The following is a 20,937-nucleotide window of genomic DNA, read 5'->3' as shown; positions in this document are numbered from 1 at the left end:
CCACTCTACGATTAGAGCTTTAGCGGCATCGCTACGCTCTCCCCATTCGGATGATGGTCGCCGCCACTCCCATGTCGCCGATGACCACCTCACTGCTCACTCCTTGGACGCCCGGACAACTCGTGTGCTTTTCCGTCCCCGACGACTTTTGATCGGCGCAGTATTCTGGCACTGCCGGACGTGATGCGCCTCTCCAAGCTCGCCCATTTGCCACCGGCATGCATCGTCCTCTGACGATCATGCCGAAAAAGCCCGCCCCCAAGCCCGCCACCGCAGCGCCTGCGGCGCCCACCACCACCGCGCGCACCGCCGGTCCCATCCTCATCCTGCACGCCACCGCCGGCGCAGGGCACACCCGCGCCGCACAGGCCATCGCCGCCGCGCTCGACCTCGAACATGGCTCGCCCGGCCACCGCCTTGTGGATACGCTCGACTGCACGCCCACGCTCTTTCGCGGCATGTACGTCAAAGCCTACATCGAACTCGTCCAGCGCGCGCCCGAAATATGGGGCTACCTCTACGACAAATCCGACCGCACCCCCGATCCACGCAGCCGCAGCGCCCGCTTGCGCCTCGCCTTCGACAAGCTCAACAGCCGCTCCTTCCGCCAACTCCTCGACGACACCGCGCCCTCCGCCATCGTCTGCACCCACTTCCTCCCGCTCGAACTCCTGTCCGACCTCAAGCGACGCGACAAAATCAAGACTCCCGTCCACGCCGTCATCACCGACGTCAGCCCGCACTCCTTCTGGGTGTATCCGCACATCGACGCCTGGCACGTCGCCACGCCCGCCGCCGCCCGCGAACTTGCGCGCAAGGGCATCGACTCCGCGCGCATCCACGTCACCGGCATCCCCGTCGATCCCGTCTTCGAACAACACGCCCCGCCCGCCGTCGCCCGCGCCCGGCTCGACCTCCCCCAGCGCCCCACCATCCTGCTCCTCTCCGGAGGCTTCGGCGTCGGGCCGATGAAGGAACTCCTCTCCTCCTTCACCAGCAGCACCGCCAGCATCTCGCTCGTGGTCGTCGCGGGACGCAACGCCACCCTCGAAACCCAGTGTCGTGAGATCGCAGATACACTTCCCGTTCCCATTCGCGTGCATGGCTTCGTCAACAACATGCACGAATTCATGGACGCCGCGGATCTCATCGTCACCAAACCCGGCGGCCTCACCACCACCGAGATTCTGGCCAAGGGAAAACCCATGGTGCTCGTATCGCCAATCCCAGGACAAGAGCAGCGCAACTGCGAATACCTCCTCGAAGAAGGCGCCGCCGTGCGCCTCTACGACACTTCCGACGCCGCCTGGCACTTGGAAAACTGGCTCGCCGACGCCCCCCGCATGCGCCGCATGCACATGGCCGCCCGCGCCATTGCCCGTCCCAGCGCCGCCCGCACCATCGCCCGCAGCCTGATCGACGCCGCCATCACTCCGTAGAATTGCACACCGTGATGGACGATACCTGGGGAGACGCCGGCAGTGCGTAGCGGAAAAGTGTCTCAAGGCGCGGCGGCCGCATCCGAGCCACCGCTCCTTGATTTACACGCCCATGACCGTGATGATGAGCGAGCGGTGGTGGGGTTTGCGGCGGTGTTCCCAAAGGTAGATGCCCTGCCAGGTGCCGAGGAGCAGGGCGCCATCCTGAAGGGGGATCGTCTCGCTGGTATGGGTGAGCACGGTCTTGATGTGGCTGGGCATGTCATCAGGGCCCTCGATGGTGTGGACAAAATGCGGATCACCTTCCGGGACGAGCCGGTTGAACCAGCCTTCCAGGTCCCTCCGGGCGGCGGGGTCAACATTCTCGGTGATGACGAGGCTGCAACTGGTGTGCAGGCAGTAAACGGATACGAGGCCGTCGCGGATGCCGCTGCGTTGCACTTCGGCGGTGACGAATTCGGTGATCGAATGAATGCCGGCCCAGTGGGTGGGCACGGTGATGTGCTTTCGATGGATTTTCATGGCGGGTGCGGGTGGGTGGTGTGCGGGGAGGATGTCAGGGTTGGGTTGGACGTTGGATGTTCGCCCGGCTGCCCTGCTGAATAGGTTTCGGCAAGGGCATATTATCTTGATGGGGACGGGGGATTGCAACTCTTCCGGCTATCGCGGCAAACGTCGGAACAGCGTCTCGAAGCCGAGGAAGGAGATTGTCGTGGCCGGGGCGGGAGGTTCACGGTCAGCGGTTATGTCTTCGGGTTTCTCCGTATCAGGCGCTTCGTCTGTCAGTGCCAACAGCACCCAAAACCACCATGCGGGAGGGCATCACCGTGCAGGCGGGCGCTGGCCGTTGATCGCTATTCTCGGGGCGCTGGCGGCGTTTGGGCCGCTGGCGATTGATATGTATCTGCCGGCGTTGCCGGCCATCGCGCGCGACCTGCGGGCGGACGACGGGGCGGTGCAGTTTACGTTGTCAATTTTCCTGGTCGGGGTGTCGCTGGGACAGTTGATCTACGGTCCGCTCTCCGACCGGATCGGACGGCGCGGTCCGCTTTTGTTCGGCATGGCGCTGTTCACGGTGGCGTCGCTCGGATGTGCGTTGTCGAGGTCGGTCGAGGCGTTAATCGGGTGGCGGCTGGTCATGGCGCTGGGTGGATCGGCAGGCATGGGCTTGTCGCGGACTGTCGTGCGCGACCGGTTTGAGGTGCATGAGGCGGCGGATGTTTTTTCGATGCTGATGCTTGTCATGGGAGCGGCGCCAATCCTGGCTCCGTTGATCGGCGGACAGATGTTGTTGTTCACGGGTTGGCGTGGAATTTTTGCGACCTTGGTGGCGGCGGGTGCCTTGGTATGGGTGGCGGTGTGGCGATATCTGCCGGAATCGCTGCCAGTGGAGCGGCGCACGAGCGCGGGTCTGACGGGTGCGCTGGCGGGTTATGGACGCTTGTTGGTGGACCGGAGGTTTTTGGGGTTCGCGCTGGTGATGGCGTTCACGTCGGGGGCGATGTTTACCTACATCACGTGCGCGGCGCATGTTTTTATCGAGCTCAACGGCGTGTCGCCACAGGTGTTCGCGGTGTTTTTTGGCATCAACGCGGGCGGCATGATCGCAGGCTCGCAATTGAATCGCTGGTTGCTGCGACGGTTCACGTCGCGCCGGATTTTAGGTGGAGTGCTGACGGTGGTGGCCTGCGCGGGCGTGTTGCTGGCAGCGCAGGCGCTGACGGGTTGGGGCGGATTTCCGGCGCTGGCGGGTTTGTTGTTTGTGACGCTGGCGTCGGGCGGACTGATCGGCCCCAACGCGTCGGCCTTGGCGCTGGCCCCGTTTGGTCGCGGGGCGGGGAGCGCAGCGGCATTGATGGGAACAATGCAGTTTGGGATGGGCGGCCTGGCGGGCGCGCTGGCGGGAATGTTCGCGGGCGACAGCGCGCTACCGATGTGCGCCACGCAAGCTGTGTGCGGCATCGCCGCATGGTGCGCACTGCGCTGGCTGTGTGCGCGAGGATAGATTTTGCAATCCAACTTCCAAGCCGCACACTGGAGACTGTCACGAACCGCACGCGGTTGCGTGCGGAGAGGCGCAACTTACAATAACACTGTAAGTCTTCGCTATCCTTCAACGGAACCGCACGCGGTTGCGTGCGGAGAGCTGGCATGGGCACGATAATGCCATGCCACCCCACGAAGCTTCAACGGAACCGCACGCGGTTGCGTGCGGAGAGCTCCGAGTAGAAGCGATTTCTTGTCAATTGATGAGTATAACTTCAACGGAACCGCACGCGGTTGCGTGCGGAGAGTATTCACGAGGAATCGTCTGTTGAATCGGCAAAAACACTTCAACGGAACCGCACGCGGTTGCGTGCGGAGAGAATCCGTGCCCAGACAACACCCAACCCACACACCCATACTTCAACGGAACCGCACGCGGTTGCGTGCGGAGAGTCCGACTTGACTTGCACACGCGTGATTTCCGGCGAGACTTCAACGGAACCGCACGCGGTTGCGTGCGGAGAGATAACACAAAAAATAATGAAGCGCAAATTGACCTCACTTCAACGGAACCGCACGCGGTTGCGTGCGGAGAGGTCGCATCGCGCGATGTGGCGGATTAACCAAAAAAGAACTACTTCAACGGAACCGCACGCGGTTGCGTGCGGAGAGTAAGAGTAAAGCCGATGGCGATAGCATCGCGGATGACTTCAACGGAACCGCACGCGGTTGCGTGCGGAGAGGGGGTGTAACAAATAGAAGCCGTAGATTGACTGATACTTCAACGGAACCGCACGCGGTTGCGTGCGGAGAGCGGGTGTTACACGATTAGGGATAGCCGGACGTATACTTCAACGGAACCGCACGCGGTTGCGTGCGGAGAGGGTCTCCATCGCCACGACCTGCTGAGAGCCGATCTGCACTTCAACGGAACCGCACGCGGTTGCGTGCGGAGAGTAGGATATAATGTCGAAGCTGGTGGATTGATTACTACTTCAACGGAACCGCACGCGGTTGCGTGCGGAGAGGCGCGCGAGCTCGCTCCCTCCGCCCCCGTCTGCGTCAACTTCAACGGAACCGCACGCGGTTGCGTGCGGAGAGTTGGTAGAATTGCGCTGCGGAAAAGGCTAGGCGACACTTCAACGGAACCGCACGCGGTTGCGTGCGGAGAGTTCACCTTTACAACTACTTGTTGGGAAGGGGGCAAGCTTGCGATTTGCGAGCGGTGGACGAGAACAGGTATGGGATGACTCACCAAATACACTGAAAATTACACAAGTTTTTGTTTTCCAAGGTGCGAACGAGTCAGACGGAAAGGGTGACCACCCTGCCGCTCGCAAGCTCGCTGTCAAATAACCGCCGGGTTTCTGGAATTGTTGCCTCATGTCAGGATGCGCTTCGGTTTTAGGCTCCTTGTCGCCTCACACCACAAAACAAGGTGCATCAAAATGATGATACGCCTGCCCCAAGGCCGAAATTTCTCGGTCACCCCGGCTCTCCGTCGGACCCAAACCAATAAACAAAACCTGGTCCTCTTTGTGATGGATCGTGTCCTTTAACTTCGACTCCAGTTCCACCTTTTCCGTCGGACTCAGGTCGCACTCGAATACTGAATATTGCAGGTGGTTGCCATAGTCCTGACAGATACGAAAAACATGCCTCAAACGCTTCGCATCAGAAATGTCGTAGCTAACTATGTAGGTGTGACGCATGATGTTCGCCAATGCTGGAGGTTCGTAACGGAGAAATCCAAAAACATGAGAGAAAATCGTAATTTGTCACGATATTCTTTGAGCCTTTCCGCATGTCTTCCAAAGAGATTTACCGCGTCGTAAAGGGCACATAAGCGGCAATCTCGCCAGTCAACATTTTAGCCAGCAGGCGGGCCTGCAATTCAAGGGCGCGACGATAACTGACCTTGTAGTCAAAAACTGGATGCGTGATCATTGAACGCATACGTTGTTCGTAAGCGTTGAAAAATTGTTTTCGTCCAGCCGGACTCAGGTTAACAGCGTCGCCAGCTCGCACGAAATCGGTCGGGGATATCATGCGGGTGTTGATTAATGTCAGCACAACCGAGTCAGCAACCAAGGGGCGAAATTCTTCCATGAGATCAAGCGCGAGCGCAGGACGTCCGAATCTCGGTTGGTGGTAAAAACCAACGTAGGGATCAAAACCAACAGCATGCGCGGCGCTGGTGCAGTCTTTGGCGAGAATGCTGTAAGCGAGCGAGAGCAGGGCGTTGACAGCATCGCGTGGCGGACGGCGGTTGCGGCGCGTAAAATCAAAACTGAAAAATTCCTGTCCCGGTGTATCGCGTTTTCCGCTACGTCGCTTTTTTCCAGTTGTGATGTCTGGGGCTTGCGTAGTGTCCGATAAACTACCGGGTTCCGGCTCACGGCCTTCGGCGATGGCGTCGAGGATGTCGTCGCCGGTGGTCTTTATCATGCCTGAAAATTCCTGAAAATAGGCGAGCGCGGCGGAGCCTTCGATGCCGAGGAGTTCTTCGATGCTCTCGGTATTCGCGGCGGCGGTGATTGCATGTTGGAGGCGTCCGAGAGTGGAAGCGGGGGGCATCGCGTGATTGCGCATGATGAGGGTGCGCTGGTTGCGGATTTTGCCTTGCACGAAGAGGCGGGCGATGCGGAGTGCGGTGGCCGGGGTATCGGCGGCGCGGAATTGGGCGATGCGCGTGAAAACGTTCTTCAAGCTGGGGCCGCGAGTGTAGGCGCGGAGGGTGCCAGCGGAGGAAAAATAACTGACTGCGATGTCGCGTTCGGCGAGTTCGTTGAGGAGCGCGGTGGAGATGGTGGCGGAACCAAAGATAGCTACGTGGCTGAGGTCTTTGATGCGAATCTCGTTCACGAGTTCTCCCTTTTCCCTGATCTGGATGAGTTCGCTTTTTTTGAGGAGAGTGGTGCCGGGAGTGGTAATGTAGAGTTCGCGTTCGTCGTCACGCGCAGCGACTAGGCGGCGGGCAGTGACTGGATCGGCAGACGGGGTTTGGGCGGAATGCGCAGCGTTGTTTTTGGAGGGTTGAGGCGGGGCAAAATCGCGGTCAAAGGGGAAGGTGTCCTGAGTGGTGGCAGCGTCTTCGTCGTCGGGGTGCGCGGGTGCGTCGTGGAGGAGGCGCGTTTCGTCGGGGAGGCAGATGGTGACGAGGGAGCAGCGCGGGCATTTGGGAGAGTCAGTGAGGGGGGGGGGGATGCGGCCGGTCATGCAGCGACGGGCGGCGGCAATTTGAGCGTGTATCCAGTTTTCCAATTCAACGGTTACGAGCAGGGAAACGCGTTGTTTGGTGGCGCGATAATAGATGACGCCTTCGTCACAGGCGTAGCCTTGGTCGCGGAGGATGAGGCATTGAAGGCCGAGTTGCATGCGGTCGGCATCCCAGATTTCGGGACCGTTTTCGCCTTCGCGTGGTGTGCCGATTTTGTAATCAACGGGGGTGACACGGAGCGGGGCAAGGAGGTCACCGGGAGCACCGTCGTTGGGTGCAGGCGGGCGGATTTCGATGAGGTCCATTTTGGCGACAACGCCAAGGCGGTCGGATCCGAGAGAAACAGAGCGAGTGTGGATGACGTCGGGTTCCGGGGGCGTTACAGAGGAAGTGGGTTCAGCGTCGGAATCGGAGGTGGTGGACGGGGCTGGTGTTGCAGGAGGAAGGTCGCCTTTGCCGGCATCGACGCGCTTGTGAAGGGCGGCACCGCGACGGGTGTCAGCGTTGTGAGCAAAGAGGGTTTCGACGTGTTCGTAATAAAAAAGGCGCGGGCAATAGACGAATTCGTTGAGCATGCGCGCAGGAAGCGGTTCGTCTTGCGGAGCGTCGCCTTGAGACAGGAGGGGGGCTGCAGCAGAAGCTGAGGGAGGCATGGAACAAGTGTAGGGGAAAACCATTCATGTTCGATGCAAAAAAATTGCCTGAAAGCTGGAACGAAGAGCTAGAGCATTTTCAGTTGAGTTGTGTCCGTTGTCTTGGCGGTAGGGAGGCCTCTCCGAGGCCTCCGAAACCACGCTCCATCTACCTATGAATTTCGCATTCTCACACTCCGCACGGCGGAGGCCTCGGAGAGGCCTCCCTACCAGGTATCAAATGGCTACAGTTTAAATGAAATTGCTCTAAATCGATTCGTAATTTAATAATAGATACAGGGTCGGAGAAAGGGCGAGGTCGTGGAGAAGCATTTCCGCCACCGCTTCTTCGTGCACGGTGCGTTAGGTGCGCGGCCTTGGATAGGTCGGAGGCGGACGATGAGCTAAAAGGGTGGTGGAGCGTCTTCCCCAGGATATTGATATTGCGTAGGTGGGGTGCCTTGTGTGCTGACGATTTTTTTGAAAGGGCGTTTGGCTGCGGACTCCTTCACCGTGGTGCAGGTGACGAGGAAAAACCAGTCGTCGCCGTAATCGAAGTGGAATATCATTTTCCGGCGAGGACGGAAAACTTCGGAAACACGGGTTTTCTTTACGCCGGGGTTCTCGTCGCCTTCGCCCATGTCAGCGAAGAGCGTGTAGCATTCCTCGCTGCGATAGGGATTCTTGAGGTTGTCGCAGAACTGGAAGGCGTGATCGAAGTCGAAGCCGACTGCCTTGATGATGAGCTGCGCGAGAGCGTAGAGTGATTGATCGCCGCCAACGGTGAGTTCGGCGGAGAAGTCGTCGTATTGAATTTTGAAGTGGTATTCCTGCATGGAGAAGATGGGGAGCGTGTCAGAGGACCGGCGCGAAGAGGCCGAGGCCGAAGTGGGCGGCGTAGCCGAAACCGTAGGGGAGCGTGATGGGTTTATCGAATTCCAGGCGCAGAGCGTGGCCTTGATAGCTGGCCCGGGCTCCAAGGCCAGTGCGACGTTGGCGCTGGAAGTTGAGGCAGGGAATGTCTCGAAGAGCGTGCGGCGGTGTAATGCGTGATCCGATACACGTTACTTTGAGGGGGGGGGGGAGGGTGATTCCATGGGTTTCGAGCGAGGCGGCGGTGAGTTGCAGGAGGCGCAGGCAATCGTGTTCAGGCGAACCTTTCTGGAGTCCGGTGTCTGGATCGATTTTTGGGATACCAGTGCGTGTGGATTTGAGGTGACGCACCGAGAGGTAGGGCGTGAGCGAGGTCCAGATTTGCGAGGAACTGAAGTAGGGTGAGGCGTGTTGGAAATCTGACGTTTGGCCGGTCGCGAGGAGCACTATTTTGATTTCAAAGCCTTTGCCTTCCATGCCCCATATTTCACGGATGCGACCGAGGGTACGAGTCGCGTTTTCGTCAAATCCGCAGGGCGCGTGCAGGGTCATGTGCGTGACGTATCCGTGGGGATCGCACTCAGGCAGGAAATAAACGTGAGCGTTACCCGTGAGCGGTTGGCGATCGTCGTCAAGGCCAGTAAGGGATGGGCTGTTAACGCCGTCGCCAAGGTGTTTGCACAGGGTTTGATGGAAGCGTTCGGCAAGGCTGAGGGATTGCGTGATGGAGGGCGGAACTTTGCAGACGAGAGCAAAACGAGCCACGGTGGGCAGGTTCTGTCGTCGAAGAGGAGGAGCTTTAACTGGAGCGATTTTGAAACAGTCGCGAGGACGCGTGTATTCAATCCATCGTGACCCGGGCGGCAGGTTGCGGCCTTCTTTTTTCCAATCGGCGTTATCGAGTTGGAGGGCGTCAAAAAGCGTCTCGGGCAGGCTGGCGATTTTCTTTTTTCCGGTCGCCGATTTTTTGCCAGAGGCGCTTTGTGTTGCGGCGCTGGCTTGCGCGTAGGCGGCGGCTTCTTGGGGAGCGAGCAGACGGATGCGTTCGAAAGCAGTTGTTGTCCGGGGGGGGGGGGGGGGGGAGGTATTGGCTGGCGTTGTCCACGTAGCCGTGTCGGGGGGGGGGGAGGTGTCGCCGTCGTCGAGGAGCGTGGCAATGACAAGGCTTTCGGCACGGCCCATGTAGTTGAGGCTGGCGAGGAGCGTGCCAAGCAGGGTGTGCTCTTCGGGAGTGAGGGCAATGTCCCAGCGTATCCAGAGGCTCTCGCCTTTGTTTACGTGAACGAAGGTGTCGAAGATTTTGGTCTTCGTCTCATTTTTGCCGGTAACAACAGGCATGTAATGGCGGGTGTGCGCAGCACTGGCTTGCGGGAGTCGGTAATCGGGTGCGGCGGAGGCAAGTTTGTCGATGAGGGCACGGAGAACGGTTTCGTTCTGTCGGCGGTGTTTCCAGTGCCAAGCGGCGATCAGGGCGCGGGAGAGTCGCCATGGACAGGGGGGCCATTCGGGAACGCCTTCATTGACGTGACTGCCCCAGGCGGTGGCGTGCCAGCGCCCGGCGGGGAAATCTATTTTGATGTAGATCATTCAAAGGTGACGCTAGTGGTTGAGGGAGTGGCGAATTTTTCTGCTTTGGCGCAGGCAGCAATGAGGCCGGGGAGCGTGGCTTCGATTTTGGCAAGCGTGGGAAGGTCAAAGCCGGCGGGCTTTTCGATGGTGATGCCGACGAGGTCGAGATCACAGGCGGTGCGGGGACGGAAGGGGGAATCAAGGAGGGCGCGGACTTTGTAGAGAGCGAGCGCGATGAGTAGTTTTTCAACGTCAGCGCCGAGTGCGTAGCCGCGGATTTGAGCGAGGTCGATATTGAAGAAGGCGGTGATCTCGCCGGTGAATTCGTCGCGGTGGAAGGGGACGTTGCCGAAGCCTTTTTTGGCGTCACCGGCGGGATTGACGGCGTCGTTTTTCACGCCGCCGCTGGCTGCGGCGTTGGCGTTACTGGCTTCGATGAAGGCTGTAATGGCGCGGGGAAGACGCATGCGGCCGCCAGCAATGTCGGCCTTGGCAATGAAGACGCCGTGGAGGAGGGCATTGATGTCATATTTGAGGAGGACGGCGGCGAGTTTCTGAAGGTCGGCGCGTCCTTCTTTTTCGGTGCCGAGTTCTTTTTTGAGGGTTTCGACAAAGCTCTTGTCCTTGCCTTCAAGGATGTAGGGGCTGTTGAGGCGATGGGCTTCGAGAGTGGAGGTCGTCACGAGGTTGCCGTCCTTGTCCTTGACGGCGACGAAGGGGAGTCCTTTGAGGGGCGGAAGCCAGTCGTTGGCGGTGGTATCCCAACAAATGGTTTCGAGCCGGTTGGCCATGCTTTGGGCGGACTCGACGAGGAGCATGTTTTGGCCGTCGGCGGTTTTGTAGGTGGCGGCTCCAAGGTCAGGGAAGCCAGTGGGCTGAAAGCGGGTGCCGAGCACGGGCTTCATTTTGGCAGTGATGAGAAGGCGTGATGCCGTCTGGAGTTTGGTGATGTCCATGATGATTGTTGTGATTTTGATGTTGGTGGGTTGGTAGTTGGGAATTGGTTACAAAGTTATGTCAACGTAGTGCCCCGGGGGGGGGGGGGGGGGGGGAAGGGAAGCTTCCGTTTGCTCGAAGAGTGCGAGGGCAACAGGGAAACAGGTGGCGGCGAGTTGCGAGTCCCAGAGCGGGAAGAGGAGGGCGGCGGCGGCACGGCGCGAGGCTGCTCCGTCAAGCGGTATGTTGATGTGGAGAACGGGAACGCTGGAGCCGTGGAGGCGGCGTAGTGCCTGAGCGGATGCACGGGCACCGTCGCCGTTGGCGGCGAGATTGAAGATGTCGGGTGTGACCGGGACGGCGCGGGAATCGGGCAGGCGGGCGGCAAAACAGAGTTTGAGCTGCGCGTAGAAGGCGGGCGGGGTGATGTCACGTTCCGTGCCGTCTGGTCGGGCGGGCATGTTGGTGCGGTTGCTGTCCTCCGAGAAATCGACGAGGCAGAGGCCCCAGAGAAGTTGGGCAAGGCGGTCGTCGTCGGTAAGGCCTTCGATGAAGGCGGCGATGTCCACAGGCCATGCGCTGAGTTTGGAAAATTCGGGCCAAGTGTCGTGGCTGCCGGTTTTCGCGAGGAGAAGGCGGCGGCGCATGATGGCGCAGAGGGTGTCGGTGATGGGGACGTTGACAGACGCGACAACGTCGTTGAGGGCGGAATCGTCCCACGCCGCCCAAGCGTTTTCGCCGTGGTGGAGTTTTACGGGTTCGAGGTGACGACGGATGGGCCAGAAGGTGTTTTTGGCGTAGAGGTGGAGCGAGGCGAGTGAGGCTGCAAGGCGGTATTCGCGTGAGCCGGTATCAGCAGCGAGAACCCATGCGCGGGGAAGCGGGGGAATGGGCGGAATATAAGAATCGGCACGCCATTTTTCGCTGGTGGCGAGGGCGCGTTCGCATTCGCCGAGGGCAATGAGGAGTTCTTGCGTGACGCCGGAGTTGTTGGTTTGCGCGGCGGTGGCTTGGGCAAGAATGGCGTTTTCGAGGCGGCGGGCGGCGCGGCGGATGGAGCTGGGGGCCGTGTCGGTTTTGGCTTTGCTGAAAAAGCGTTGAAGCCAGGGGTCGCAGGTGGCGATGAGGTCGGTGACGATGGTGTTGCGCGAAACGGCGAGGCGCTGGAGGGGCGTGGCGAAGTAGGCGAGGCCGTTGCGCACGTAGAAGGCAAAGCGTTGAAATTCGGCAATGCCGCGATCGACACCAAGGGAGGCGACGGCAAGGGTAAAATCAAGGCCGTTGCGAGCAAGGCGTCGTCCAACCCAGGCGCGGCCTTCGGAGAACAGGGTTTTGATTTCGGGAAGGAGGGCGGGGGCGGGCCAGAGGGGCATCCAGATTTCACAGCGGGAGTCGGTTTCGTCGGCGGTGGCGGCGCTGCCGTAGCCGGCTCCGGCGGCCTGAACGCAAAAGGGATAAGCGAGTTGGCCGGGAGTGGTGCCTTCGAGTCGTTTGACGGCGGCGGAGGCGAAGAGCATGGCTCCTTCGATGGCAAGGATGAAGTCCCAGGGGTTGACGGCACTCTTGGCGTCAAAGCCAGTGGAGGCGTTGGCTCCGCCGCTGGCGGCGGGGCTGAACTGGCCGATGGGGTTGTCGGCAAGGCCAGTGACGGGAGTGTCGAAGAGGGCGTTCCGGAGGAAGTCGGCGGAGGTTTTGGCAGGGGTGGCGTCGGGGCTGGCGAGGTCGAAGACTTCGCTGAGGCGCTGCATGAAGTTGTTGGTGAATTCGAGGCGTCCGTCATTGCCACCGGTGCCGAGGAGGGGGGGGTATTTTGCGCCTTCGTCGGTGAGGACGTAGGCGGCGTCGAGCCATTCGAGCGCGGTCTCGGAAAAGGTGTTTCGACAGCGGAGCAGGAGCGTTTCCTTGGCTTCCTTGCTATCGGGTTTTTCGGTGAGGTTGAGCGAGGCGAGAGCGGTTCGAGCGGCGGCAATCGTATCGCGGTAGGCGGCGAAGCGGGGCGTGGTTGAGGAGAGAATCGCGTCGAGGGCCTTGCTGTTGTCTTTCGGGAAAAATCCACTGCCGCCGTTCCATGGGGCGAGGACGGGCGTGGGTTGGTAGTAGTTGAGAAAAAAATCGACGAGGGTGTTGGCGTCGTTCGCGTCGTTGGTCGTGGTGAGAACGAAGGTGTTGCCTTGCCAGTGGGCCCGAGGGTGCGTGTCGGGACGCTGTTCCGACAGGATACGGAAGATGCCAAGAGCTTTCAGGTAACTGGCAAGGGGCGTGGGAGTGCAGCCGGGGAGAAGGTGAGTGTAGCGGAGGGTGTTCATGCGAGCTGGCATTGGTAGCCGTAAGCGATGATGAATATGCATCAGTGCAGGGCATTGCCTAATTTGAGAGGTTCGATGCGAGGTCTTTGGTAAAGGCAACGAATGCCTCTTGCTCAGTGCAGGGCATTGCCTAATTTGAGAGGTTCGATGACGGATTTGTCGGAAGATGTGTATTTGCAGTAGATGCGTTTTGCCGCGCCATCTGCCCATGCGTCGCATTCGTGCGTGGCACCAGTGGGGTGCTTGCCTTTCAGTGACTTGAAATCGAGCGAGCGTGGGTTATCGCCTCTCTCGGCGAATTTGGCGAGCTGGTCAATTGTCTGGTTGATATGTTTTAGGTGGTCGGGCGACTCGTGGCGGCAGGATTCAGCGAAGTTTGGTCCGAAGGTGATTTTGTCCGAGGGCGACGGATAGAGTTCTTTTTTGTAGAGGCTGTTCTGATGTTGCTTGAAGACGAGTTCACCCCATGCAGAGAAGGTGCATTCTGGAGTTCCTTCTAAATCCAGTGTCGTCCAGTAGATGCCGTGTTTGTTATTGGTCACAGGAAGTCCGAGCGAGGCGCGGCGAAAATCACGTAAGTCGTCACAGACAGATTTTTCGTCATCCATGCGCACGGGCAGACGGGGAATGCGCATCAATTCCGATGAACGCTCAAAGAGATAGATCGTTTCATCGGCGTAGAACATGCCGAGGGCTTGGAGGAAGCCAGTTTCGGATTTAAAGCCGCCGGAGAGATTAAAGATGACTTTCGTGCTGGGATTGCGTTGTGGTGCGATTTCATCAGCCAGCCATTTCACGAGGTCGGAGAGTGCGCTTTGGAAGTATTTCCAGTCGCTTGTTTGCAAGTCTTTGTGGCGGCGGGTGGTGACTGCGCTAAAATCATTTTTTAACAACCATGTTTTAACGAGTTCGGCACTGCGTTCTCCGAGCCATGTGTCTGTAGCCAGCAGGTAATGGGTGTCGGTTTTGTGGGCGGCGGGCTGGCTGTCGTAGAAGGTGAGGATTCCGTTCAGTTCAGCCGAGGCTTTTTTGGCATCCTTAATGGACAAGGTTGCAACGTATGTCTTCAGTTTTCCGAGGTGTTCCATGATGCGTGTGCGTTCCGCCTCAGGCAACTCTTCGGGTGTCTTCGCGTTTGCGTGTTCGGTGAGCAGTTTCCGCAGGTAGTCGTCGGCTTCGTTTGTCAGGAGGCTGGTGCCGCAGGTGGAGAGGATGAGGTGATTCATGAGAGTGTATTTGGGTCAGGGGGTGCTTTGAGAAGCGCGTTAAGGCGTTTTGCGGATTTCCGCGGGTTTTCCTTGAATGCGAAACCTTTTTTCTTCCCTTGCGTTTTGTCCGGATTGGCAAGGAGACCGGGATAATGTTTTTCGACCAGACGTTTTATTTCCGAGAGAATATCTGGTTCGGGTGACTTTTCTATTTTCAACAACCACGCTTCATTGAAAAAGAATTGTTGGTTAAAGTTGTTTTTGTCCGATTCCCAATTTCCGTCATGCGCTGCGGTCGCGAGTTCCCGAGCGATGGGGGATAGGGAGATGAGTTTGGTTTGATATTCTTCCTTTGCCATGATGTCCGCTCGCTCTTTTTCAAGTCTCGTTTCTGTCTCTTCGTCTCGTTTGAAGCGCCCATAGCCGATGGCGGTTTTGGCTCCGGCACCGGTGGTTTGAAGGGCGTCGGAAAGCCAGTTGAGCACTTTTTCGCAGTCGGCTTTGTCTTCGTCTGTTTGGGTTCTTGGGGCGATGGCGAATTGAAAGGACTGGTCGGGGGCGACAGTAAGAAAGGGAATCGGGATGGGCGAATGCCAATCGCCGGGGATGGTTTTGCCAGTTTCATCTTGATAATAGTCGTCGTAATGCGGCGTCATTACATCAGCTTTGAGTTGGACTGGGGCAGCAGGGAGGGCGTCGAAAAAAATGACGCTGCCAACTGATGATTTAGTGGAGGGGTTCGCGGATGGACCGAAGATTCGGTTTAAGATTTGGTTTTTTTTGGTCGAAGTCACGACTTCCTGATTTTCAACGTAGGCGCGGAGCATTCCTTTTACAGAGGAGCCGGGGAGAAAAGGGATGCCGAGGGTGGGGTGCCATGTGAGTCCGTTTTCGATGGGGTGGTCGCGTCCGAGTCCGCTGGCGAAACGGTAGGTGGTGGTATAAACGCGGTGAGTGCCGCCGAGTTTTTCGGCAAGGCGGGCGGCGCGGGTAGCGTGCTCGGTGAGCAAGGCGGCGATGCCGCGCTTGGCGGCAGTGACAGTTTTTATCCACGCCAATTTCGGGTTATCAACGGATTTGTCGCTGTCGCTCTTCAGTTCCCATTTGTTGTCAGGCCAAGTGTTGCAGAACTTGTCGAACCAGAGACCGGTGTTGGCGGCGGTAGGCAAAGGCAACGGCGGGATGAGTGCTTTGGGCAAAGGTGTGTTCATGGGTATTTGGTGGTTTTGGTTAATCGGGTTTGCCGGGTTCGAGAAACGCGTTGGCGAATTTTTTAAGCCAGACGAGGTAAGCGAGTGCTTCGGCTTGGGCGCGGAGGTAGTCGGCTTCGGTGTTGGTGGTGATGGCGGTCATCAAGCGACCATTGCTTTTGTGCTTGGGATAGGGCGCGACGGAGTCGTCGCCACAAAGCCACGAAGCCAAGTCGTCGTAGAGCAAGTGGTGGGCGTCTTTCATCTTTCCCTTCGCCCGCGAAAGCAATGTGGCGGCGGCTTGTCCGAGTCCGTTTGTGAGAATGGTGGCCGGAAGTGCGGAGACGTAGGCGACGTAGTTGCCGTAGGTGCTTTTGCCCGCGTGTTCGCGGGCTTGAACACGGGCGAGCGCGTGGGCAGCGCGGCGTTGGGCGAGGCTTTGGCTCATGCGGTACCTCCTTTCGTGTTTTTGGTGTTCACGGAGAACCAGCCCATGCCGACGGTTTCGTTGCCGCCGAGTTGGAGGTAGGGGCGGTCTTTGAAAATCTGCGTGATGGCGGTGAGGGCATCGGCTCGCTCGGCGAGCAGCAGGTAAAAGAGGGAATCGGCGGGGATGCTTTCCTCATACCAGAGGTTTTCGCTGGTTTTGTTTTTGTCGAGGACGTTGCGGGCTTGGACGGGTAGTCCGTAACGGACGAACCACGCGAAATCGTCGTCGTTCAGGATGACAAGTTGGTCGGGGAGGCGGGCGGCGGTTTCGCGGGCACTCGACGGAAAGAGCGCGGCAAGGGCTTTCAATAAGTCAGGGGGCAAAGGGCCAGCGTGGGTGAATTGGCGTTCTTCAAGGAAAAGATTCGCAGCGTCTGAGGCGGGTTTTTCTCCGAGGTATTTTTCCGTGGCCACCTGCACTGGTGGGATTGGCTTTGCTACGGTGGACTTTTCATCGGCGCGTTTGGAATCGCGCTGCCAGCGTTCCAGCAGGTGAGGACATGTAACCCATTTGTAGGCGGAGGAGAGGCTGCGCACGGGGAGCAGGAGGAGTCGGGCGTCGGAGACGAGTAAGGCACCAGCGTTGCCCGTGTTCCCATCCTTGTCGGCTTTGCCGAAAACGCGGTGGCAGGTGGGTTCGTCAAGTCTCTCAGATTCCTTTGCAAGTGCGAGCAGCGCGCCTTTCACGCTCGAACCAGGAATGACCGGGTAATCGGTCGCGGCTTCACGGGCCACGGGCAAATCCACGATGCCAAAGGATTGCCCGGCACCGGGGTGAATGGATGTTTCGGCCAAGAGGCCAAGGATGAGTGAGTTCATGGTAATGGTTTGTTTTTTTCGGATTGTTGAATGTGAAAAGAAAGGGGGGGGGACGGACGGACGAATCAATGTGGCCAGCGGGCGATGAGGATTTGTCCGAGTCCGTGCGCGGTGTGACGGGGTTCTCCGAGCCAGGTGCCGTGCTTGGAGTGGATGGCGTCAAAAGCGTCATTGCTGGCGCGGCAGAACCAGACGCTGCCTGCGGGATGAAACGGTTCGAGCGGGAGGGGCTCATTTTTCAGCGAATCCCAGCCGCCGATTTTTACGGGTTTGCCAACGCAGGCGGAAACGATTTCTGCGCCGCTGCCGAGCGTTTCGGCGAGGTTTTTCAATGCCGTCAGCGGCGTGAGGGCGATGATGGCGAACTCGACTTTGCGGGTGGCATCGTCGGTGGTGGCGTTGGCGTTGGTGGAAAATGTTTCCCGTGCTGGTGCTGGTGGGAACGGCGCATTGTTGGGGAAGTCTGGGGCGTTTTTGCAAATGGCGAGCCGCCCTTCGCCACCGAAGGGGAACAATGTTTCCGGTGCTTTCATTCCGTCAGGCACTCCGGCGATGCCGACGCCGAGGGCGACGTGGCGGGCGAGTCGGATAAAGCCGGGTCTGTAAAGGTCGCCTTCGCCGACTTGTTTGGTGATGGCGTCGCGTTTGAGTCCGACGCGGTTTTCGCGTTCCCAGAGGTCGCCAGAGAAAAAGATTTCGGTTGAGGCGGGCAGTTCGCCGTTGAGCACGGTGGCCAGTCCTGTGGTGGTGAGCCACGCGGATTCGGCGGTTTTGAGTCCGTCCAAATCGGTGTGTGTTTTCTCTGGCAGGAAGATGGGGCCTTGGTCGGTGAGTGTGCGTGTGGCGGCAGGGCGCAGGAAGGCGGCGGGTGTCCATTTGTCGCTTTTCTTTTCGCGCTTTCCGAGGAAATGGAGCGGCGCGGACCAAAGGGGGTTGTTTTCGCGGATGAGAAACGGGGCGCAAAATTGGAGTTTGGCGAGGTTGTCTGCGTCTTTGCCGAAAGCGGTGTTTAATTCGGGAATCCAGCGTCCTGTGCCGTTCCAGCCGTTGGCGCGGGCGAGTGCGGCGCGAAGGGCGCCAGTGATGGTGCGCGGTGACGGCGGGAATTGGGAGAGGGCGTCGGCTTGATTGGATTCGCCGTGGTTGTAGGGGCGTCCGTCGCGGAAAAACCAGGCGTCTTGCGGAGTAAGTGTGTAGTAGTGCATGTTCATTCGTTGCCTTCCTTTCCGTCGAGCGCGAGGAAGCGCACGAGACGGGCACAGTCGAAGTCGAGTTTGAATAGTGGTTTTGGCTGCTCGGCAGTGGTAGTTGGGTTCGGGATACAGAGGTCGGTGAGTTTTTCCATGAGCGCGGCGGCGGCTTCGCGTTGTTGTTTGGCTTTGCCAGGGTCTTTGTCGAGCCGACCGTGAATGAGTTCGGCGGTGAAGAGTCTGACGAAATCACTGCGGGTGCCGCTGAAATCCGCGAAGCGCGTGCGCAGGTTGTAGAGAAACTTTGAGCTGATGGTGACACCACCTGTGCCAGCGCTGGTGCCGTCGTTGGTGTCGTCGCGGAATTTTTTGATGAGCGGGGTGAAGCAATTTTCGGGAGCGTTGGTGTCGGGGTTGGTGGTGAGGAAGCGGTCGAATTTGCCTACCCATTGGCAGGTGGTGCCGCCTGGTTTCAGAACGGAGATTGCGATGGCATCGCGTCCGGCACCTTCTTTGGCGTCGTTTTCGAGCCGCTGGTGGGCGTGGTGCAGCACGCGGCGCAACGGTGCGTGGTAATGCGCGAAAACGACGGCACCGGAAATGGTGGCGGCGGCATCGGGAAGTTTTTCGGCAAATGTTGCCGTGTAGTGATTGCGGATGACGGCGGCACAGGAGAGTGCCTTGTCGAGCGGTAAGAGTGCGAGCAGGTCATCGCCGCCAGCATAGACGCATTCGCTGTCGTGGTTTTTGACGATGGCGGGCGTCGCGGCGGAAAATGCTGTGAGCGCGGTGGTGACGTTTGCCGCGCCGTGTTTGCGGAGAAGTTTTCCCATGCTGTCGCCGTCCATGAGCAGCACTGCGTAAAAATTTCCGGCGCGGTCTTTGGTGAGTTCTTCCAACTGTGAAAGTGCTGCTTTCAATTCCCTGCGGCGTTCGGGGGTCAACGGCGTGTCGCGTTCGTTTTCGAGCGCGGTGCGGTTGAGGAAGTTTCCGACGTGGGCGAACTTGAATTCTGAGTGCTTGTTGAGGATGGCGGCGGCGTCCTTGTTGCTCTTGATTTTGCGAAGCCACGGCGCGGCGGCGATGTCTGCCGTTGACGGCCATGTGGAGGCGTCGAGGTTACGCCCGATGGTTTCTTTGGCGATGTCGGGGAAGAAGCGTTTGACGAAGGCGATGGCGCAGAGGCGTTCGTCGGGATCGAGGTTGAGCGCGTTGTGCGTTATGGCGGCGGCGTTGGCGCGGAGTTTTGCCCAGAAGACATCTTGTTTGGAGCGTTGTTGCGAGCGGATGAAACCGGAGAGTTCCTGATAATCCGGCATGAGCGTGCAATGGTCGCCGCCTTCGGTGGTGAGTGGTGGCGTGCGCCAGTTTTTGCGGCGGTCGAGGAGGCTGCCGTCGGGATTTCCATTTTTGTCAGGTGTGCCGATTGCCCATGAGATTTCCCAGAAATTCTCGGTTTGGCGTTCCCAGATTTCGGTGGCGGACGCGCCGGTGACGGCACTGAAAGGGGCGACTGGGGCGAGGAACTTTTTCCAGACAACGGCGGCGATTTTTTGCCACTCATCCTGCAATGCTTTGGTGGCTGATCGGGCGGCGGTGGCGGCGGCATTTTCGTCGGAAAATTCGGCGACAAAACGGTTGGGTGCGCCGCCGTGTTTTGTGTTGGGGTCGTCGGCAAGTTTTTGGAGCGCGTCGAATTTTGGCAGGAGGATTTTTCCGCCAGCGTCGTTGGTCGCTTTCATTGCGGCTCTCGCGAGGTGCGAGAGCAAAAACGAACCGGAAAAAAGGTCGCGTGTGCGTCGCGCTTGCGCGACAAAGCCCTGAACCGGGCCAAAGGTGAAGTGCAGGTGGGTGCTCATGAGTGCTGCCAAAGTTGGGGGTTGGTAAATTTAACTTTTCCGCTGCCGTTTTGAAGGCGGGTCAGAAAGTCCGTCACGGGTTTCCAGAATGCCACGCCGCCATTGTTACCGAGTGGAACATTCATGCCACCGACGGAAATTTTGTCGTGGTTGGGCGGAAGAAATAGTGATGGCAGGAAGGTCAACACGCCGAGTGGCGCGTCGTCTGGCCCGGCTTGGTGAATGTGGAAAAAAAGTGCCGAAGCGCGGCGGTCAAAGTCGTGTTCGGCGGGTTTTACGCTGTCAGAATCGCGTTTTCCGTAATTTTGCGGAAGTCCAAACGCGACACGTTGCGGGTGAGTGCGCCGCTGATTTGGGAATTGTTTCATCAAGTCGTGATCGTGTTTGAAGTTCCCTTCGCGAGGTTCGCGAAGGACCTTTCCCTCGTGTCCCCAACTGCGGAAGAACACCAAATCGCGTCCGATTTCAGAGAGCGTTTCCAATGGAGCGTATTTAGATTCGTCTTGGAGCAAAAGAACCTGGCTGTTCCCGGCGGCGAATGCAGTCCAAAGCGGTGTGGAAGTGTTTCGGGAGGTTTGGCGAGGGAACAGAAGGTTCAAGGCGTGCGTGAATGCGGCGGTATTTCTTGGTGCTGCCCAAGTTTCTGCGCCGGACAATTGCCTCAGCGTCAACGAGCCGTAGCCGCGCCGACTGCGGCTACCGAGACCACCGCAAAGTCCGAGCAGTTTGAGCGCGTCGGCAACAGCGCGGATTTCCTCGCCGGATGTTTGTTTGGCGAAGGAAACGCTTACTGTGAACTCGAACGGCACGGCGAAACACGGACGGGTGAGCTGGCCCGCCTTTGTGTTTTTCTTGGTGGACTCAAGCCCGTAGCCAAAGTATCGCGCACCGTCGCCGACTGCATCGTCTTTTCCGGAGACGGCACCCGATCCTTGGGCGTTTAACACGCTGCCGATGGGAATTATTTGGGGTAGGTTTTCACTTTCGACGGAGAGCCAGACGCGGCTTTGTCCCGTATCGCTGCTGCCGAAGAGCGCTGCCTCTTGTTTGTGAAGCTCCTCCACGTTTTGGATGCCGCGTCCCCACATCAGTGCCCGCCACCAGAAGCGCAGTGCGCCTTTGATGCTGGCAGGGCGCAGTTCGGCTTCCCCGTTGGGATTGGCTCCGCCAAGAAACATCGGCGTGGTAACTCGGAAGGTGGCTGTGATGGAATTGTTCATA

At 58.9% G+C, this 20,937-nt stretch carries 16 protein-coding genes and 1 CRISPR repeat array; of the genes, 2 read left to right on the top strand and 14 right to left on the bottom strand.

Features of this window, described 5'->3' with window-relative positions:
* The first annotated feature begins 218 nt into the window (after positions 1-218).
* Complete coding sequence (locus tag OBACDRAFT_RS12490; protein ID WP_081722013.1) at positions 219-1,439, top strand: MGDG synthase family glycosyltransferase; 1,221 nt, start codon at positions 219-221, stop codon at positions 1,437-1,439.
* Between the two features lie 102 nt (positions 1,440-1,541).
* Here OBACDRAFT_RS12490 and OBACDRAFT_RS12485 read toward each other — a convergent pair whose 3' ends face one another.
* Positions 1,542-1,961: a secondary thiamine-phosphate synthase enzyme YjbQ gene (locus OBACDRAFT_RS12485; protein WP_043586030.1), complete on the bottom strand. Its 420-nt coding sequence runs from the start codon at positions 1,959-1,961 to the stop codon at positions 1,542-1,544.
* 325 nt (positions 1,962-2,286) lie between these two features.
* Here OBACDRAFT_RS12485 and OBACDRAFT_RS12480 point away from each other — a divergent pair, with 325 nt between their 5' ends.
* Complete coding sequence (locus tag OBACDRAFT_RS12480; protein ID WP_052361892.1) at positions 2,287-3,444, top strand: multidrug effflux MFS transporter; 1,158 nt, start codon at positions 2,287-2,289, stop codon at positions 3,442-3,444.
* Positions 3,445-3,549: 105 nt separating this feature from the next.
* Positions 3,550-4,597: direct repeats of the CRISPR family, unit length 36 nt; unit sequence ACTTCAACGGAACCGCACGCGGTTGCGTGCGGAGAG.
* 249 nt (positions 4,598-4,846) lie between these two features.
* Here the strand turns inward: OBACDRAFT_RS12480 and cas2 are convergent.
* The 13 genes from cas2 to cmr1 all read right to left on the bottom strand — a co-directional run bounded on the left by cas2 (position 4,847) and on the right by cmr1 (position 20,936).
* Entirely contained in the window at positions 4,847-5,137 is a 291-nt protein-coding gene (gene cas2 / locus OBACDRAFT_RS12475) for a CRISPR-associated endonuclease Cas2 (RefSeq protein ID WP_043586091.1), read from the bottom strand.
* Between the two features lie 109 nt (positions 5,138-5,246).
* Complete coding sequence (gene cas1 / locus OBACDRAFT_RS12470) at positions 5,247-7,298, bottom strand: CRISPR-associated endonuclease Cas1 (protein ID WP_043586090.1); 2,052 nt, start codon at positions 7,296-7,298, stop codon at positions 5,247-5,249.
* A gap of 383 nt (positions 7,299-7,681) precedes the next feature.
* On the bottom strand, positions 7,682-8,113 hold the full coding sequence (locus OBACDRAFT_RS12465) for an IS1096 element passenger TnpR family protein (RefSeq protein WP_043586028.1): 432 nt from the start codon (positions 8,111-8,113) through the stop codon (positions 7,682-7,684).
* A 19-nt stretch (positions 8,114-8,132) separates the two neighbouring features.
* The gene (gene csb2 / locus OBACDRAFT_RS12460) at positions 8,133-9,737 is read right to left on the bottom strand and encodes a type I-G CRISPR-associated protein Csb2 (RefSeq protein ID WP_043586026.1); all 1,605 of its coding nucleotides are present in this window, start codon (positions 9,735-9,737) and stop codon (positions 8,133-8,135) included.
* Complete coding sequence (gene cas7g / locus OBACDRAFT_RS12455; RefSeq protein ID WP_043586024.1) at positions 9,734-10,675, bottom strand: type I-G CRISPR-associated RAMP protein Csb1/Cas7g; 942 nt, start codon at positions 10,673-10,675, stop codon at positions 9,734-9,736. The genes csb2 and cas7g overlap by 4 nt, the downstream gene beginning before the upstream one ends.
* Before the next feature lie 48 nt (positions 10,676-10,723).
* A complete protein-coding gene (gene cas8g1 / locus OBACDRAFT_RS25380; RefSeq protein WP_157837050.1) occupies positions 10,724-12,973 on the bottom strand; it encodes a type I-G CRISPR-associated protein Cas8g1/Csx17 in 2,250 nt (749 codons plus the stop codon).
* Positions 12,974-13,074: 101 nt separating this feature from the next.
* Positions 13,075-14,187, bottom strand: coding sequence for a putative CRISPR-associated protein (locus OBACDRAFT_RS12445; RefSeq protein ID WP_043586022.1), 1,113 nt, complete (start codon positions 14,185-14,187; stop codon positions 13,075-13,077).
* Positions 14,184-15,380: a type III-B CRISPR module RAMP protein Cmr6 gene (cmr6, locus tag OBACDRAFT_RS25375; protein ID WP_052361885.1), complete on the bottom strand. Its 1,197-nt coding sequence runs from the start codon at positions 15,378-15,380 to the stop codon at positions 14,184-14,186. The genes OBACDRAFT_RS12445 and cmr6 overlap by 4 nt, the downstream gene beginning before the upstream one ends.
* 19 nt (positions 15,381-15,399) lie before the next feature.
* Positions 15,400-15,807 (bottom strand): type III-B CRISPR module-associated protein Cmr5, encoded by a 408-nt coding sequence (cmr5, locus tag OBACDRAFT_RS12435; RefSeq protein ID WP_043586021.1) that lies wholly within the window; start codon positions 15,805-15,807, stop codon positions 15,400-15,402.
* Complete coding sequence (gene cmr4, locus OBACDRAFT_RS12430) at positions 15,804-16,667, bottom strand: type III-B CRISPR module RAMP protein Cmr4 (RefSeq protein WP_043586019.1); 864 nt, start codon at positions 16,665-16,667, stop codon at positions 15,804-15,806. Before cmr4 ends, cmr5 begins: the two co-directional genes overlap by 4 nt.
* A gap of 65 nt (positions 16,668-16,732) precedes the next feature.
* Positions 16,733-17,872 (bottom strand): type III-B CRISPR module-associated protein Cmr3, encoded by a 1,140-nt coding sequence (locus tag OBACDRAFT_RS12425; RefSeq protein WP_157837049.1) that lies wholly within the window; start codon positions 17,870-17,872, stop codon positions 16,733-16,735.
* Positions 17,873-17,874: 2 nt separating this feature from the next.
* Entirely contained in the window at positions 17,875-19,716 is a 1,842-nt protein-coding gene (gene cas10 / locus OBACDRAFT_RS12420) for a type III-B CRISPR-associated protein Cas10/Cmr2 (RefSeq protein WP_052361883.1), read from the bottom strand.
* On the bottom strand, positions 19,713-20,936 hold the full coding sequence (gene cmr1 / locus OBACDRAFT_RS12415; protein WP_043586017.1) for a type III-B CRISPR module RAMP protein Cmr1: 1,224 nt from the start codon (positions 20,934-20,936) through the stop codon (positions 19,713-19,715). The genes cas10 and cmr1 overlap by 4 nt, the downstream gene beginning before the upstream one ends.
* Between the last annotated feature and the right edge of the window lies 1 nt (position 20,937).

This window comes from Geminisphaera colitermitum TAV2 (assembly GCF_000171235.2).
GTDB lineage: Bacteria > Verrucomicrobiota > Verrucomicrobiia > Opitutales > Opitutaceae > Geminisphaera > Geminisphaera colitermitum.
Note: the sequence above shows the minus strand (reverse complement) of the source record. Positions and strands in the feature narration are given on the sequence as shown.